This is a genomic window from Cohnella soli (genome assembly GCF_042655525.1).
Lineage (GTDB): Bacteria > Bacillota > Bacilli > Paenibacillales > Paenibacillaceae > Cohnella > Cohnella soli.
Genome location: NZ_JBHSMI010000003.1, coordinates 1 through 15341 on the forward strand (window position 1 = coordinate 1; position 15341 = coordinate 15341).

At 39.4% G+C, this 15341-nt stretch carries 18 protein-coding genes and 2 rRNA genes; 19 read left to right on the forward strand and 1 reads right to left on the reverse strand.

The features are described from left to right. Both ACFPOF_RS01825 and rrf read left to right on the forward strand, forming a co-directional pair. Window positions 1-99, forward strand: a 23S ribosomal RNA gene (locus ACFPOF_RS01825); the annotation flags it as partial. Between the two features lie 96 nt (window positions 100-195). Continuing rightward, window positions 196-312, forward strand: a 5S ribosomal RNA gene (gene rrf / locus ACFPOF_RS01830). Window positions 313-1560: 1248 nt separating this feature from the next. Here the strand turns inward: rrf and ACFPOF_RS01835 are convergent. After that, entirely contained in the window at window positions 1561-2091 is a 531-nt protein-coding gene (locus ACFPOF_RS01835; protein ID WP_378129045.1) for a C40 family peptidase, read from the reverse strand. A gap of 306 nt (window positions 2092-2397) precedes the next feature. Here ACFPOF_RS01835 and ACFPOF_RS01840 point away from each other — a divergent pair, with 306 nt between their 5' ends. The 17 genes from ACFPOF_RS01840 (at window position 2398) to ACFPOF_RS01925 (ending at window position 15269) form a co-directional block, all read left to right on the forward strand. Further along, a complete protein-coding gene (locus ACFPOF_RS01840; protein WP_378129047.1) occupies window positions 2398-2985 on the forward strand; it encodes a guanylate kinase in 588 nt (195 codons plus the stop codon). 173 nt (window positions 2986-3158) lie between these two features. Then, complete coding sequence (locus ACFPOF_RS01845) at window positions 3159-4328, forward strand: P-loop NTPase family protein (protein WP_378129049.1); 1170 nt, start codon at window positions 3159-3161, stop codon at window positions 4326-4328. After that, entirely contained in the window at window positions 4288-5226 is a 939-nt protein-coding gene (locus ACFPOF_RS01850) for a CpaF family protein (protein ID WP_378129051.1), read from the forward strand. The genes ACFPOF_RS01845 and ACFPOF_RS01850 overlap by 41 nt, the downstream gene beginning before the upstream one ends. 287 nt (window positions 5227-5513) lie before the next feature. After that, window positions 5514-6902, forward strand: a complete 1389-nt coding sequence (locus tag ACFPOF_RS01855; RefSeq protein ID WP_378129053.1) for a hypothetical protein — start codon at window positions 5514-5516, stop codon at window positions 6900-6902. Window positions 6903-7051: 149 nt separating this feature from the next. Then, complete coding sequence (locus tag ACFPOF_RS01860) at window positions 7052-7915, forward strand: DUF4231 domain-containing protein (protein WP_378129055.1); 864 nt, start codon at window positions 7052-7054, stop codon at window positions 7913-7915. Window positions 7916-8173: 258 nt separating this feature from the next. Then, the gene (locus ACFPOF_RS01865; protein ID WP_378129057.1) at window positions 8174-8386 is read left to right on the forward strand and encodes a hypothetical protein; all 213 of its coding nucleotides are present in this window, start codon (window positions 8174-8176) and stop codon (window positions 8384-8386) included. A gap of 632 nt (window positions 8387-9018) precedes the next feature. Next, on the forward strand, window positions 9019-9243 hold the full coding sequence (locus ACFPOF_RS01870; protein ID WP_378129059.1) for a hypothetical protein: 225 nt from the start codon (window positions 9019-9021) through the stop codon (window positions 9241-9243). A gap of 33 nt (window positions 9244-9276) precedes the next feature. After that, window positions 9277-9552 carry a hypothetical protein gene (locus ACFPOF_RS01875; protein ID WP_378129061.1) on the forward strand — a complete coding sequence of 92 codons (276 nt, stop codon included), beginning with the start codon at window positions 9277-9279 and terminating at the stop codon, window positions 9550-9552. Window positions 9553-9573: 21 nt separating this feature from the next. Beyond that, the gene (locus tag ACFPOF_RS01880; RefSeq protein ID WP_378129063.1) at window positions 9574-10077 is read left to right on the forward strand and encodes a hypothetical protein; all 504 of its coding nucleotides are present in this window, start codon (window positions 9574-9576) and stop codon (window positions 10075-10077) included. 363 nt (window positions 10078-10440) lie between these two features. Then, window positions 10441-11019 (forward strand): hypothetical protein, encoded by a 579-nt coding sequence (locus ACFPOF_RS01890; RefSeq protein WP_378129065.1) that lies wholly within the window; start codon window positions 10441-10443, stop codon window positions 11017-11019. A gap of 608 nt (window positions 11020-11627) precedes the next feature. Continuing rightward, window positions 11628-11843 (forward strand): hypothetical protein, encoded by a 216-nt coding sequence (locus tag ACFPOF_RS01895; RefSeq protein WP_378129067.1) that lies wholly within the window; start codon window positions 11628-11630, stop codon window positions 11841-11843. Window positions 11844-11982: 139 nt separating this feature from the next. Continuing rightward, window positions 11983-12357 carry a DUF2513 domain-containing protein gene (locus ACFPOF_RS01900; protein WP_378129069.1) on the forward strand — a complete coding sequence of 125 codons (375 nt, stop codon included), beginning with the start codon at window positions 11983-11985 and terminating at the stop codon, window positions 12355-12357. Between the two features lie 50 nt (window positions 12358-12407). After that, entirely contained in the window at window positions 12408-12881 is a 474-nt protein-coding gene (locus ACFPOF_RS01905; RefSeq protein ID WP_378129070.1) for a hypothetical protein, read from the forward strand. A 234-nt stretch (window positions 12882-13115) separates the two neighbouring features. Beyond that, entirely contained in the window at window positions 13116-13652 is a 537-nt protein-coding gene (locus ACFPOF_RS01910) for a hypothetical protein (protein WP_378129072.1), read from the forward strand. A gap of 529 nt (window positions 13653-14181) precedes the next feature. After that, window positions 14182-14382 carry a hypothetical protein gene (locus tag ACFPOF_RS01915; RefSeq protein ID WP_378129074.1) on the forward strand — a complete coding sequence of 67 codons (201 nt, stop codon included), beginning with the start codon at window positions 14182-14184 and terminating at the stop codon, window positions 14380-14382. 47 nt (window positions 14383-14429) lie between these two features. After that, window positions 14430-14747, forward strand: coding sequence for a hypothetical protein (locus tag ACFPOF_RS01920; protein ID WP_378129076.1), 318 nt, complete (start codon window positions 14430-14432; stop codon window positions 14745-14747). A gap of 51 nt (window positions 14748-14798) precedes the next feature. Further along, window positions 14799-15269 carry a hypothetical protein gene (locus tag ACFPOF_RS01925; protein WP_378129078.1) on the forward strand — a complete coding sequence of 157 codons (471 nt, stop codon included), beginning with the start codon at window positions 14799-14801 and terminating at the stop codon, window positions 15267-15269. Window positions 15270-15341: the final 72 nt, after the last annotated feature.

Genomic DNA, 15341 nt, shown 5'->3' on the forward strand with positions numbered 1-15341 from the left:
TCGTAAGACCCCTGGAAGAACACCAGGTTGATAGGCTCGAGGTGGAAGCGCAGCAATGTGTGGAGCTGACGAGTACTAATCGGTCGAGGGCTTATCCTACTACAGTTTCACGCAAGTTAAACGCCGGATACTTCTTCAATAACGCTTTGTTTCGCTTCCAGTTTTCAAGGCGCAAGCTTTGAGTCAATCAGTTGGTCTGGTGGTAATGGCGGAGGGGTTCCACGCGTACCCATCCCGAACACGACCGTTAAGCCCTCCAGCGCCGATGGTACTTGGACCGCAGGGTCCTGGGAGAGTAGGACGCCGCCAGGCTGATGATAAGTAGAAAAAGCACCCTCGCGGGTGCTTTTTTGTGATGTTGATGTAGTTATCGCGGTTTCCACACTAGAACGGCGAGTTCAACCATCCGCGCGGTATGTCTTCATGGAAAAATCCATTACAAAGCGCCGATTAAGCGGGTTTAGTCGTCTGCCCCCGAAATAACTGTACATATCCATTAACGTCTCGTCCTGGGCATGAAAGAGACCAAATAACTGGATTTTTCCATGAAGCGCACCACAACGCTCGGTTGAACCCACTTGCCACGCCATTCACCGACTCCATCTCTCCCATATAGCAGGCTCCGTGCCAAGAGTTACTTACTCACGCGCATTATCTCGTCCGCTAAGCGTTTGTCGGGCACCTTGATATTTGCTCACTCACTTTATTTCGCACAATAGCGGATCCGATCTCGAGTTCATTATCGTACGCGCTCGCCCGCTAAGCAGACTTCGAGCCCCGAGTTACTTACTCGCCCGCTAAGCAGACTTCGAGCCCCGAGTTACTTACTCGCCCGCACAATCTCGCCAACTAATCAGGCTCCGAGCCACGAGTTGCTTACTCGCACGAACTATCTCGCCCACGTTATCGCTGTTTCTCACCTGAAGGGCATGCTCGACGACCGTTGTGCTATGTATTCATGTAAAAGTCCATTACATGGACAAGTTACTCACTCAAAACAGTTCGAATTCATGGCAAAAAGTCCATTAGAAATCGCTGCTTGAGTAAAGTCAGCCGTCCGTCCCCCCGAAATTGCTGTAGATACCCATTAACGCGCTCGTCTCAGGAGCGAGGCGAGCGGAATTGATGGACTTTTCCATGAAGCGTAAAGTGCCTGAGAATTGGGTTCAGGGATGAGCTTTGCCATAGGTCTCGGGGCCCGTACGCATTGTTCAGAGCAATGAACACATTCCGTCGTCGTGCAGCCCCCCCCTAGCTCCATTCCTCTACAAATCGGGAGTGCTTGCGAGACACAGGCGGCCTTTACAACAAGGCAGAGATTGATCTGGATGACATTCGTCATGGGTGTACGACGATCATTATCGCACACCGTTTGTACATCAAAATGAATGCGGATTAGTGGAGGAACAAGGTACTCAAGTGGACTAATGGGAGGAGTTACGAACAACAAAATCGTTAGTTTTGAAAAGCAGCAAACTTCGTTAAACAGCGCATAGTGTCTTAAAACACGGAAAACCCCGACATGCATTGGCATGCGGGGGCTTGTCCGTTAACGAAGCATTAACCAACCCGACGAGCGGTAATGTAGCGCTTGGAATAATCGCTCAACTTGCTGATCAAAATGCCGTTAAATTTACTGCCGATCGTATTGTGAATAAATTGACCGTTGCCGATATAAATACCAACATGGTTGATTTTTCCTGGCGTACTAACGCTAAGGAAAATCAAATCGCCAGGCTGCAAATTGCTTTTGGCCACGTAAACACCTTGTTTGCTTTGCAACGCTGTGCCCCATTTAAGGGATATGCCTTGCTTCGCGAACACATACTTCGTGAACGAGGAGCAGTCAAAAATCAGTTTGCTTGGGTTGTTTACGCCGAACTTATATTTTACTTTGCCCTTCAAGCTTTTCGCGTATGCGATAATGGCTGCTTTTTTCTGGGCGGAAGTTGAGCTTGCCGTTACCGCTTGTTTCGATACGGCAGCGTTCGTGGCAGCTTTCGCTGATTGGTGCCCGGCGACAGTGCTTCCGCCTGCGATAACCATGAAACAAGCGGCGCCAAGGATGAATTTTTTAATTTGGTTTTTCATACGGTGTGAGCCTCCTGTAGTAGATCTTGTCGACATGAAGGAGTATAGCATGTCCCACCGATCGAGGTAGAAATTATAAGCCTATCTTAATATTGGGAATTTGTGCCTAGAGAGGGGCTTCACGTGGCAAACTGGTTAAACTCGCGAGAAAATCGCCTTAAATGCGGAATATCGCTTGAATTTAGCCAAATTTGAGGATTTTATTTGACGAGCTAGATTGCTTTTGTTTATACTTAACAATTATCTGAACATTCTGCATATGATAAGCAACTCACTTTTTCAAGGGGAAAGGAGAGTGTAAGTCGCATGCTTGGATCGAATGGAAGGAACAATATCTTTGTTTTTACGGGGCCGGACGGATCTGGCAGGAAGTCTGTCGCGGAAGCAGTCGGACAAACATTTGGAATGGAGAAAGTGATATCGTTCGTGACCCGGCCACCTCGGCAAGGAGAAGTGAACGGGCATGATTATCATTTCATTTCGAATGAGAAGTATCGAGAGATGGAACTCGCAGGCGAATTTCTCGAAAGCGTAGAGATTGACGGCCAGCGATATGGCATTCGAAGTGCAGATATCGAGAACAAGCTTCATCACCGTGATTCCGTATATTTGATTATGAATCACGAGGGAGCCGGCATTTTGAAAAATATTTACGGTGACCAGGTTGTTCGTCTATTCCTTTATGCGGACCGCAGAACGGTAGAAGAGCGGGAGCGAAATTTAGGTTTGCCGGAAGAGACGATCATGAAGCATCTCAACCACTATGACCGTGAGATGAGCTATCGGCACTCCTGCGAACATGCTTTTGAGAATTATGATTTGGGGCAAACGACATACGAGATTACGAACGAGCTCGAGCGTTATTTGGAACGGGGTCTAATTGATAAGGATTAACGAACAGTTGCTAATTAATTTGTAAAAATAATTTGTAAAAATAAGGTTGACACTTTGTGGCTGCCATGTTATCTTTTCGGTACATTCATATTCGTATTGCGGAAGCACCGCAAATCTCGACGAACGTCGAGGTTTGCGGTTTTTTTGTTTTCGCTTAGAGAGGAGGAAATGGGATGGGATACAGGGTAGCGTTGGCAGTGACGCTACGTGAGTATGCGGTGAAGCTGGCAACGTTTCTGCGAGAGGAAGAGCCGGAGTGGGAAGTATGCGTCTACACGAATTTTAGCGCGTTGCGTACAGGGCTGGAGAGAAAACCGGATTTGTTCATCGGAACGAGGGAGTTAGTCATTGGTTTTCGGGAAGCGGGGGGCGTGGCTGCAAATACGATCGTGCTCACTGAAGAACGAGATGTTATTGAGGAAGAAACGGCTGCGAGAGGGGAGACGACAGCGCTTTACCAACCGTTGCATTCCTTGCTATCTGCCATAAGATCGATGAGATCAAGTAAACCGCTGCTAAGCAGCGGCAAAGGCACACAAGTTGTTACTGTATTCTCAGCATCAGGGGGAGTCGGCAAAACAACGGTCGCGCTGAATATCGTTCGGCATGTGGGAGAACTGGGGGCTCGAGTGCTTTATTTGAATTTGGAGCCGCTTAATGCGACATCGTTGTTGTTCGGTCGGGGGGAACCGGACAGCTTCTCTCGGTTAATATACGCGCTGCAAAGCGATTCGCAAAGCTGGGTAGAAGAGTTTCGACGATTAAAGCGGCATCAGCCTCAGTTACGAGCCGATTATTTGGATGCACCCGAGCATCCGGGGGAACGACTAGCCCTTCATGTTGAGACGATGGAGTCGCTGATCAATGGCTTGCGGCAATCGGGCCTGTACGATGCAATCGTAATCGATCCTGATTCCGGAGCGGGAGAATGGCATCGCGATTTGCTCCGCGCGAGCGATTTGGCAATATGGTTAGTCGTTGATGACGCGCATGCATTGCTGAAAACGGACAAGCTTTATCGTCATTGGCAAGATGCTGGCGACAGCGGGCCATGCGCTTTCGTGCTGAACAAGGCCATCGGAACAGTCGCAGGGTCTGGGATGCAAAATCGGTGGTCAATGCCTTTCGGACTCAGCGAAGTTATGTTGCCCTATATTCCGCATTGGAAAGCAGTAGATCAACCGGCCAGAGTGCTCGCAGATGCGACTTTCGCAGGGGCGATTGGACGGATGTGCGAGTGTTTCGGTATCGGCGGGCTGACCGATAAAGACTTGTTCGAGAAAGCGAGGAGGGGGGCTGTTCATGGTAGCGTTCAGCGGACTCGCGCGAGAGGAACTGGCTGAACTGAGGGAAGCGGTGAGATCGCGTCTTACCTGGGATAGCACGGTAACTGACAGCGAGCTCAGGCTATTGATCGAACAGGAGCTGTTTCGCAAGCAAATGACGCGTGCGATGACTGCGGCTGAACGCAAATCTATCGTATCCCGGGTATTTCATTCATTTCGAGGTTTGGATGCACTTCAACCGTTATTGGAAGATCCGGAAATTACCGAGATCATGATCAACGCCTACGACGAAATCTTTATCGAAAAGGAGGGGGAACTGCAACGGGCGGTCGTCGGCTTCGATAACGAGGAACGGTTGGAAGATTTGATTCAGAACATCGTTGGCCGGGTGAACCGGATTGTGAACGAGTCTTCCCCGATTGTCGATGCCCGTTTGGCGGATGGTTCGAGGGTTAATGTCGTATTGCCGCCGATTTCTTTGAAGGGGCCGACCGTAACGATTCGGAGATTTCCGCAGCATCCGCTGACGATGGAGAACTTGATTGAACGGGAGGCGATTACGCGGGAAGCGGCTGATTTTCTTAGAAGGCTGGTCGAGGCAAAATATAACCTGTTTATTAGCGGTGGTACTGGATCGGGCAAGACGACATTTTTGAACGCGCTCTCGCAGTGGCTTCCTTCCGAGGAAAGAATCATTACGATCGAAGATGCGGCTGAGCTACAAATTCGCGGAGTGGCCAATCTCGTGTCGCTTGAGACACGCAACGCGAACAGTGAAGGCAAGGGGCAAATCGGCATACGAGAACTCATACGCGCTTCGCTGCGTATGCGTCCGAACCGCATTATCGTTGGGGAGGTCAGAGGTGCCGAAGCGCTCGATATGCTGCAAGCGATGAATATAAAAAGTCTATTACAGCAAAAATGTCTCATAAATAGATTACTTATCAGAGGGTAACAATAATCTAATATTATTCCATGACGTCTTAGATAAGGCGCTAAAGGTTCTAAACGGTGTGCTATAGATGAATTGCACTATCAAACCAGGAAGAGTATGGTAATATATTATTTGGGAGTGTCAATCTGAAGCTTGAAGAAATGATCGAAGTAAAAATCGGTCTTTAAATTCAACCTATAGGAAAAGGGATAGCATATATGAATTCAATATTATCTCTTCATTGTTTTGGGAGTTCTGTAGTTGTTAATCAAAAACAATAAATTTGAGTGGCAATCAAGGAGGATCTAATGGAGATTCCAGAAGAGATGTACAAAGATTTTTTGTCAATTTTACTTCAAAGTAATCTCCATAGGAAAATTGAACTTGATCTAGTATATGATGTTCCTCAGAGAGAAACATTCTATATCTTAAAGGATTATGCAATTGAGGAATATTTTTTTGAAGATTCAAAATACATTAATTTGACTCTGACTTTAGCATTAAGTGATAATATGATTTTTACTTATCCAATTCCTTGGATAAGTAATGTTGAATATAATCCCGAAGGCACAATAGTTCAAGACAAGATTAAAATATGGATCATTGTTACAAATATTGCAAAGAAAAGGAATTTAGATATTCATACTAAGCATGGAATTACGCACTTATTAAAAAGTGAAGATCAAAATATCTTTAATAAAACGAGATTGTTTATTTATCCTGACTTTTCTGATTTTGCAAGTAAAGTATTCACAGACGATGAAGGGATGAAATTTTGTATGGCTGAACTCGTCTATGTTAATCCGATATTCAAAGGAAGAAGTTTCAAAAAGATGTTCAATAAAGTTGCTGTTCTGATTCCTTTCCAAAAGGAATTTTCTGAAATGTACTCAAATTATCTGGTTCCTGAAATAAATAAGTATGGATTTGAAGTGAATAAAGGGGACGATTTTTACGATAGTAATGTAATTATTGAAGATATTTGGCGCCTAATAAATGAATCAAACATAGTCGTAGCAGATTTAACGGGTAAAAACCCAAATGTATTTTATGAAGTAGGGATTGCTCATACTCTTGGAAAGCATGTTGTTCTTTTGTCTCAAAATTCAGAAGATATCCCCTTTGATCTAAGGCACTTAAGAAATATTACATATAGCTTATCTTCGGTGGCTGACATTGAACTGTTCAAAAAGAATATCGGAAGAGTATTTCAAGAAATCGAAAAGAAACTTAACATACCAAGGGATATTCAAGATGCCGTGATAAGTGAGAAAGAGATTTATCGTGTTGCTAGTGAGATGAGAAGTGCAACTACTGTTTATGCATTTGAAGAAACAACTAAATCCATGCTTTTGTTTGTAAAGATAGATGATTCAAATTTAATAACGTTGATCAAAAATCAAAGGATCATTGGTTTTAGTTCAAATTACTCTAATGAAAATAATTGCTTAATAATCAAAGTTTATGGTATGGAACAATATGACTATGCACCGATAATTGGCTTTATTCCTATTGATAAGCGCAGTTATAACGAGTTAATTCAAGTTGCACATGGAAAAGCCGGTTTATATTTTATTGCGGTTAACTTGGAGCAAAGATTATATTCGGTAAAGCCGATTTATTATGATGAATTCAACCGTCATACATTGCTTAGATTACTAGAAGCTATTCCTAAGAGCAGGGTTGGGGAAGGCTAGTGAATATGGGAATAAGTCAAGATTGTTATTTGAAAGAGAATGATATTATGACACTTGCTAACATGAAGAAGTGAAATCAGTATTCGAAAAACCTTAATTTCTATAATGTGCATGATCTTAGTTAAGTAATGCAGGGGAGAATGAATAAGGTGAATGCTCGTGTAAAATTCCCGACAATCCAAGGATTATCTGATCATTCCTCAGAAGAGGGCCAGAGACAGTATTTGTTATTAAATAAATTGCAATTGATGCTACTGTTATTTTCAACTGTTACAACTATTTTTGTAAGTTACAATCGGCAGTTACTGTTCCTTGTCCTGTTTTTCATGATAGGAAGTTTTGTTGTCACAACAGCTATTAAAATCAGAAAACCAGAAAGATTTTGGTATGATGGGAGAGCAATTGCTGAATCAATAAAGACTCTAACATGGCGTTTTATTATGAAGGCAGAGCCTTTTAATCAATCAGACACTAAAGATAAAGAGTTGTTTATTAGGACAATAAAAAAAATAACTGACGATCGAAAGTATAGTCAAATAAAGATCGTTAGTATTGATTCGGAAATCATAACAGATAGCATGCTAAATCTACGTTCCCTTTCTTTTGAGGAAAGGAAGGAATTCTACATAACTGAGAGGATAACAGATCAAAAAAAATGGTATTCAGGGAAAAGTGATTTCAACAAGATGTGGGAATCAAGACTTTTCTATTTATCTTTGATAACTCAGTTTTTAGCAATAGCTTTTCTAATTCTTATGCTTACATATAGTAGTATTAGATTAAACTTAACTTCCTTATTCACATCTCTCGTAACAATATCTTTGACGTGGATGCAGTTAAAACAACACCATGAATTAGCACAAGCATATGCAATGGCAGCAAATGAACTAATGGTAATTGAGTCACTTGGAAGTGAAGTATTCAAAGAGAATTCACTCTCAGAATATGTAAACGAATCAGAGAATGCGATTTCAAGAGAACATACTATGTGGATTGCGCGAAGAGGTCAATAAAGGAAGCGTCAGATGAACATATTCACTGAATTCCGGATCTCGAGCTTGGCGTAAGAAGTGTTGACGTTAGTAAAGTGGTTGTCTAGAAATAGTTGGTTTGCGATATTACCCAGTTCACAACGAACATTCCCTACAACTGGGAGTGTTTTTTTATGGCTCAAGCGAGTGCTTGATGCTAGAATGTAGCAAAAAGCTGGAGAAATGTGTAATAGGGTTTATTTATATGCCCGATATTCTGCTTTTAAGGAGGTTATAATAATGAGAGAAGAAAATCGGTCAACATTTGATAACATAATAATAATTGATGGCGATGAATACGAATGGACGTGCAATGAAGATGGTACAGATACAATTCATTGTGAAAAGAATAAGAATGGGTTTAAGGCTACAGTACATTATGTAGGATCACCTGAACAATGGAAGCAGAGTTATGAAGCAGTAAAGCGATTTTACATAAGGAATTTGTTATAGAAGTTGTGTTGCTGCCTACTCGTTGCTAAGTGCTTTGCAAATGAAGCCAGAGTATTTTAACGGATTGAGGGAATTGAAAAATATCAGCAAATGATGGTTATGAAAAAAAGTAATTAACACTTCAATAAGGTAATAATAGTTAATGAAAAAAAGTTCCCATTTTACCGGGAGCTTTTTTTTGTTTCATCGTTAACTTCAAATAAATCGTCAACCATTAAATTTAATGTTCTGGCGATTGCGAACATGTGTAAATTACTGTGCTGACTATTACGATCAAATCGACTAATAGCAGATTTCCAGATGATTCAAGCAATAATTAAAGCGGCTGAGATGGCCTACAAAGTTTGATTGATTATTTTAGGGTAAAGTTAGTCTGATATTAGCCTAACACGTCTTAGGTTAAACGCTAGAGGTCCGAAACGATGTGTAAAAAGGTATTGTACCTCCTAACTAGGAAGGGTATGGTAAGATAATGTAAAGGAATGCCAATCAAAAGCGCGAAGACAGGCAGAGATGTAAGGAAGCATTAAAAGTATTTCAAAACCTTGATCGATGTGCAAAACACTTCTTAGGGGAGATTTATTAAACAAAGCTATTATGAAAGATTTAGTTTCATGGGGAGGTAGAGTTTTATGAATTATTTAAGCGATGAAGAACAGTTCAAGGACATTCTGAATAATGAAGAGATTAGTCGCATTCGAGATCCTCTACTAAGAGCAATCAGAATGAAATACTGGTCATTAAGACATGAAGCGTTTTTAGATGAACGGAATATTCCTGACAGCGATCTAGAAAAAGTATATGACGAAATTAAGCACAAGGAACAAGAAGAAATACAGCGCTTTAAGCACAGATAAAATACTCGTATCAAAAGGAGTGAGGATCAGTTTATGAACTTAATACGTTTTACAGATGGAACATATGACATGATTTTTGATGGGGATTTGAAAGTCGAAATTATTGAGTCGAATCAAACATACGATTTCAATTACTTTATGAATGTAAAGTGGGATGAACTTTCAGTTGATGAGTTTAATTTAGTCGTACACACACATATGTTCATTCAAACAATATCTAGAAAACACATGACAAGTGCTTTGAAGAATCGATTGAAAGAGCTGGAAGAGCATTTAAGAAGTATTGTAGAAAAGAAGATACAGTACTAGTTTCGTTTGGAGGAAGTTAATTTGAAAAGTCAGCAGCAAGTAATTATTCACATTGATTGGGATGGACCGTATCCCCTAGACCAAATCAAGGGGCTAAATGATAGAAAAACTGAAAAAGGTGTTTATCAGGTATATGGAACGCATCCAGTTTACGGCAAAGATGTCTTGCTCTATATTGGAAGAACGAGTGATCAAACGTTTGGCAAAAGGATTCTTGAAGAAAAATGGGAATACACAAATAATTATGGCGATGTTAAGATTTACGTTGGTCGATTGGCTGGTAGCACTACTCCTTCAAACGACACTTGGGTAAAAGAGATAGATTTAGCTGAAAGACTATTGATTTATTCACACAAGCCAGCATTTAATTCAATGAGCATTCAAACAATTCCCCATCAGGATCTACATAATATTCATATCTTAAATTGGGGTTTATTCAATCAGTTGATGCCTGAAGTGTCTGGATTGCGATGGACAAAAATATTGGATAACATGCCGAATTATGAGGTTTACGGAGAGCACTAAAATGTCATGATAGAGTTGTTTCATGTTGTGTTGAAGTAAATTATAAGGGGCTACTCATGTGACTTGGAAGAGAGTTTTTTACAGCATAATCGTTCTAATCCTTATCGTATTATGGTTTACAAATCCAAGCGAAGATCAGTTCAAGAAGTTCTATGTAATGAATTACACAAATACACCAACTGAACAAGAAGGATGGGATCTTCTAAATAAGGTAATTGACCAAAATTCCATCGGAAAGAACTATATTCTATTTTCGATTTATGAATTTAGAGTCGAGCAGAAAGATAAAGGAACCATTAATCGTAAGTATTTTGCTATATTCAATAATTTCTACACTATAAAAAACGAGAATACTTTGACTAAATGAAACCTGAAATTCATGGGGTGAAGCTGATGAGTTTTTCAATATCAATACCAACGATTGTGATTCCTTTCAAATATCAAGAAGAAGAAAATTGGTTACAAGGAATAAGAAATAATTGTTCCGATGAGTATCTAAGGAAACTTGTAGATCGTAATGGCAATTATTCAATTAGTGGGTTCGGTGAACACATTACTGGAAAGTACTATGAATCTTTAGGATTTAAGTATCTTCATAGATTCGGTATTTTCGGCGGGAATCGTATCGGAACATTCCCAGAGGGAGATCAAGTCTTAAAGCGTAGATTTGGAGAAGATTTCTTCCTTAATAGTAGAACATTGTACCCTTCATTTAAGAACGCGAAGTTTGAATTGCCAGATCTATTAATATACAACGAAGATTGCTCTTACATAAAATTTATTGAGGTGAAGAGATCGTTTACAAACGATCATCTTCGTGAGCCCCAAGCTAGGGGACTAGCATTATTAAAACTACTTCTTAATTGTGATGTTGAAATGGTAGAGGTATGTGAAGATTCTAAGCTCTATAAAGCCGAAGATAATATATTTATGTTTAGTTGAAAACTAACTTTCATGTTAAGACAGAAGAAATTCTTGAAATGAAGTAAGAACTATGATGAGCATTACGCACGAGTAAAAACTTAATGAATGGTTAAGGGGAGTTAGAATCTAAGTATTTTTGAAACACTGACAATAATATGTCGATCGTTTGATTGCAGATCGCATTGAACAATTAAAGATAAAGATTAAGACCTTGAAGATGGAGAGATGAATCATAAATACCTTTGCCCTTGCATAATAGGAAGTAAAATCCGATTATCAAGGGGAGTGTTGAAGATGAAATTACCGGTTCAGCAACAAGAGACATTCTTATTGGATTCGGGTTTAAGGAATATGTAATCAGTAAAGGACGCTACAACTACAAATTTCATGGCAGGGTGATTGCAAGAGAGTTTGATGTTAATGGTAATACATACAAAGTTGAACCCATCAATAAGAACAAACTTAAGCATAGAGGACGCAAGTGTACAATTATAGGATTTGAGATGAACAATGTTCGTGGCTCCCATAAGGCCAGGGTTGTATTCAAGGACACTGAAAAATCAGGCAAGGTGGATCATGATGACTTGATAGAGTTTGAATAAAAATACGATGTGGGGAGTTTGCTCATGAATCTTAGAATGATTGCTATTGTTATATTCGTAATGGTTATTGGAATTCAAGTTTACTCATACATGACGAATACTCAGCCAGCAGACTTAGGTTCATGGAATGAACATCTTTATGAGTGGGAAAAAGTTCAAAAGAAACAGTTAATCACAATTGGAATATCCGTAGTTGTTGGAGCAATTGTTATTTTTGCATTACCAAGCAAAAGGAAATGAGCAGCATTGTGCGAGGGCTATGATGTGGCTATACAACAAAGGTAGACCAAATCAGATGATAAGAATGTCAGTGAGAGTTGGACAGCGAAGAGAGGAAGACTTCTCAAAAATAGTTTTATACAGAATGGAGAAAACTGCAATGAAGAGGAACATGGAAATTGTCATTGAAATCGCAAAGGCGATTGAAGAAAGGACTAGTGAACAACGTTTCTTAGAGTTTATTATCTTGGATGATAAATATGATCATGATATCGTTCAGTACCAATTGAAACTAATGTGGAAAGCTAATCTAATTGAAGCAATGGATATATCCTCTATGGATGGCGAAGAGTATCTTCCGGGAGATTTGACTTGGGCAGGTCACGAGTTTTTGGATGCAGCAAGAAATGATAATGTGGTGGAAAGAGCCAAGGGGATGGCGAAAGAAAAAGGCTTCGAGTTCGCAAGTCTCCCATTTGACTTGGCTAAAGATTTACTAGTTCATGCTGCCAAAGGTTGGTTTGGATTAGAATAATATGATGATTTCATTCGAGTATAAGATTGACGTCATTGGAGGGCTCAGGGATGTTGTGGAGAAAAAAGAAAGCTAACCCACAATCAGTGTTAGGGATTGTCGCACTTGCAACACCATTCTCATACAAGGTTCATGATGTCATTATGCAGAATGACAAAGAATACGGCTACTTTCAGGAGAAAAGTGAGGCGCTTTTTAAGCATGTTGTGGCTGCCGGTGCAATGATAGCAATAATAGAGTTGGAGAACGAATACTATTCATTGTACTTTTCCGATATTTTAGATGGTTTAGAGGCGCACTATTCAGGAATAGGAGAGTTGTGTGCTGATTTAAACGAGTTCATTAGATCAAAATATCATGTAAATGCAAGATTAGAGTCTGTTGTTTTGGAATGGTTGCATCGAGGTGTTGGTACTGGAGACACTTCTAATCAGATTGAAGTTGAAATGCTTGCAGGCGGGGTAAAGGCTATTTTCGATGTTTATTATGATTGGTTTGAGAAAAACAATATGCCGATAAAGTGACGATTTGATTAGGAAACAGGCAGATTCATGGAGAAATCCAAAATAACACTAAATAGTATTGTTGATAGATTTTTTAGTCGTATTTCTACACAGAATTCGAGACTCAGAGTTGTGGACTCAATGAACTTAGAGAATCGAAGAGAAATCAACAGTCATGGAATAATGCAGCAGGTTTATATTATTTCATGGCTACATAAATCATACACTTAGGTGTACAAGAGAGGAAGAACGAATATGCCTGATAGTTCAGAAAGAGCAAGAGCAATTGTATATAATCACTATGTCAACAAGAGATTGGGTATTGATCATTTCATAAGAATCACGAAATATAACGAGCAAGCAGTTAAAGAGATCATTACAGAAAGACTAGCCCGTAATACAAAACCTGTTTTAACAGGTAAAAAGATAGCTTGTGAGGTATGTCCTTATTCAAAAGTTAAACCTCCTAGTGATAGCGTACGTTATGACGGTGATAGATATCCGTCATATGGATATGATTCGGGGGGAATATCTTGTGGATACGAGAGCGTCCAAGATTATCGCGAAAAGAAAATAAATGTTGACTGCGATACTCATCGCCGTTTTCAAGTTATTGTGAAGTATCAAGATCTATATGCTAAGTATAAAAATACGAGTTGGAGTGAATTTCTAAAAGCGGTGGGAATAACTGAGACAGAAGCATTAAGATTATTTATTGTGGACAGTTATATGTTAAATCAAAATGATCTTCACGAAAAATTCCCTCACCTAGTTCCTGAAAATTTCTACTAGGATTATCGTGGGTTCTCCACGAAGAAATCGATTGTGACTAAATAAATATCTGTTGATTCATTCTCTTTAATGTTTTGCGGATTTCTGACATTCACATGTGTTGGTTGGTCAATTGGGAGTTGTCATTCAGAAGCGATATAATTAAACTTTTACGAAGACAAAGGAAATGATTATGAGATTTCAATCTTTTCACAAACGGCTATTCATTTGCACAGGCTATTCAATTTCTGAACAATCAGTATAAGGACAAATAAAATGTGAGTCTTATATAAGGAGATAATGAAGAGATGAAGAAGAGAAATTCAATATTCGATTTACGGCATATGTCGGCATATGGGCATTACTAATAACAGCGTATGTTGGTAGGGCTACTCCAAATGTAGGGCTATGTAAAGATTGGATTAATTGTTTTCAATGAAAAGGATGATTGGCATTGGTTGGCAGCTCTAGAAGTTCTTTTGATTGATAAATTGAAGCCCAAGTTCAATAAACGATTCTGATGAAAACAAGATTGCAATGGAAGTGAGTGATGATGTTGTCAGAAGACATTAAAATAAAACTTAGCGCAAGTTATGAAACAAGTCCGAGACCAATATCTTTGACGTTTCAAACCGAACATGGCGCAATAAGCAAAGAATTATCAATTGACGAGGCGCTTAGATTATATTCGGGACTTAAAAGAGTAATTCAAGCTACAGCACAAGTGAATGGAAAATTTGTTGATTTGTAATTACAAAAAATAACATGCTTTTATCTGTTGCGAGAGGAGTGTGTGTTATGGAAAGATTCACACATCTTTATGAAGTGGAACTCTTGCAGCCCATAATGGTGGATGTTAATAAAGAATTTGATATAAAAGAATTGTTTATGGTTATACCAACAGACTACCTTAGATTGCTACTTGTTGAATTTCAAAAGATCAAAGATAAAGACTTGTTCATGAAGATGAGTCATTTTATTGAGAATCTATTGAGTGAACGACTTAACTTCAAAGATACGATTAGAGAAGTAGAAACAATGTCTCCTGAGTTTATAGAGTATGTAACTAAAATGATTCAGCAGATGTTGAATTATGAGAAAATGAATTTTAAATGAAAAGGTAATTTCACACAAATTTTTAAAGTTTAGAGGGAGTTGGGTGTCATCATGGATGCAGCATGGATTGGTGTGATAGGTGTATTAGGCGGATCTGCTTTAACGCTTTGCGGTAACGTTCTTAATAATTATTACTTGCTTCGTAAAGAGAAACAGAGTAGAGTGTGGGAACGAGAAAAGGTGTATATGGAAAATGAAAATAAACATCGTGCAGAAAAATTTAAAGTATATAATGCAGTACTACAAGAAGATGGAGAGCATCAGTACGTAAGAGAAATTCCAGAAGTAAATACGAAATTTAAAGATTTCGATAGAATGAGATATAAGCAGGTGATGAGACCGCTATTAATGCCTAATCTTCATTTACTCGCCGATGATGTATTTTCATTAGTGCGACAATTGGATAGTTATACAGATGACGATCTGAACTACATCGATCATGAAGAATGGTATAACGACATGGCTAATATTTATAAAGCACTAATTGCTGAAATTGAAAAACAATATGAAGAAAGATTATAAAACAACAATTTTACCGAGAAAGTTGGTAACATAATGGTTTACACAGATAGGAAAAGTATAAATTCTGTGTCT

Coding starts and splice junctions, on each gene's coding strand:
- ACFPOF_RS01840 (WP_378129047.1), top strand. CDS start 2,398: ATGCTTGGATCGAATGGAAGGAACAATATCTTTGTTTTTACGGGGCCG.
- ACFPOF_RS01875 (WP_378129061.1), top strand. CDS start 9,277: ATGAACTTAATACGTTTTACAGATGGAACATATGACATGATTTTTGAT.
- ACFPOF_RS01850 (WP_378129051.1), top strand. CDS start 4,288: ATGGTAGCGTTCAGCGGACTCGCGCGAGAGGAACTGGCTGAACTGAGG.
- ACFPOF_RS01845 (WP_378129049.1), top strand. CDS start 3,159: ATGGGATACAGGGTAGCGTTGGCAGTGACGCTACGTGAGTATGCGGTG.
- ACFPOF_RS01890 (WP_378129065.1), top strand. CDS start 10,441: ATGAAACCTGAAATTCATGGGGTGAAGCTGATGAGTTTTTCAATATCA.
- ACFPOF_RS01855 (WP_378129053.1), top strand. CDS start 5,514: ATGGAGATTCCAGAAGAGATGTACAAAGATTTTTTGTCAATTTTACTT.
- ACFPOF_RS01910 (WP_378129072.1), top strand. CDS start 13,116: ATGCCTGATAGTTCAGAAAGAGCAAGAGCAATTGTATATAATCACTAT.
- ACFPOF_RS01900 (WP_378129069.1), top strand. CDS start 11,983: ATGAAGAGGAACATGGAAATTGTCATTGAAATCGCAAAGGCGATTGAA.
- ACFPOF_RS01865 (WP_378129057.1), top strand. CDS start 8,174: ATGAGAGAAGAAAATCGGTCAACATTTGATAACATAATAATAATTGAT.
- ACFPOF_RS01925 (WP_378129078.1), top strand. CDS start 14,799: ATGGATGCAGCATGGATTGGTGTGATAGGTGTATTAGGCGGATCTGCT.
- ACFPOF_RS01835 (WP_378129045.1), bottom strand. CDS start 2,091: ATGAAAAACCAAATTAAAAAATTCATCCTTGGCGCCGCTTGTTTCATG.
- ACFPOF_RS01870 (WP_378129059.1), top strand. CDS start 9,019: ATGAATTATTTAAGCGATGAAGAACAGTTCAAGGACATTCTGAATAAT.
- ACFPOF_RS01895 (WP_378129067.1), top strand. CDS start 11,628: ATGAATCTTAGAATGATTGCTATTGTTATATTCGTAATGGTTATTGGA.
- ACFPOF_RS01920 (WP_378129076.1), top strand. CDS start 14,430: ATGGAAAGATTCACACATCTTTATGAAGTGGAACTCTTGCAGCCCATA.
- ACFPOF_RS01905 (WP_378129070.1), top strand. CDS start 12,408: ATGTTGTGGAGAAAAAAGAAAGCTAACCCACAATCAGTGTTAGGGATT.
- ACFPOF_RS01915 (WP_378129074.1), top strand. CDS start 14,182: ATGATGTTGTCAGAAGACATTAAAATAAAACTTAGCGCAAGTTATGAA.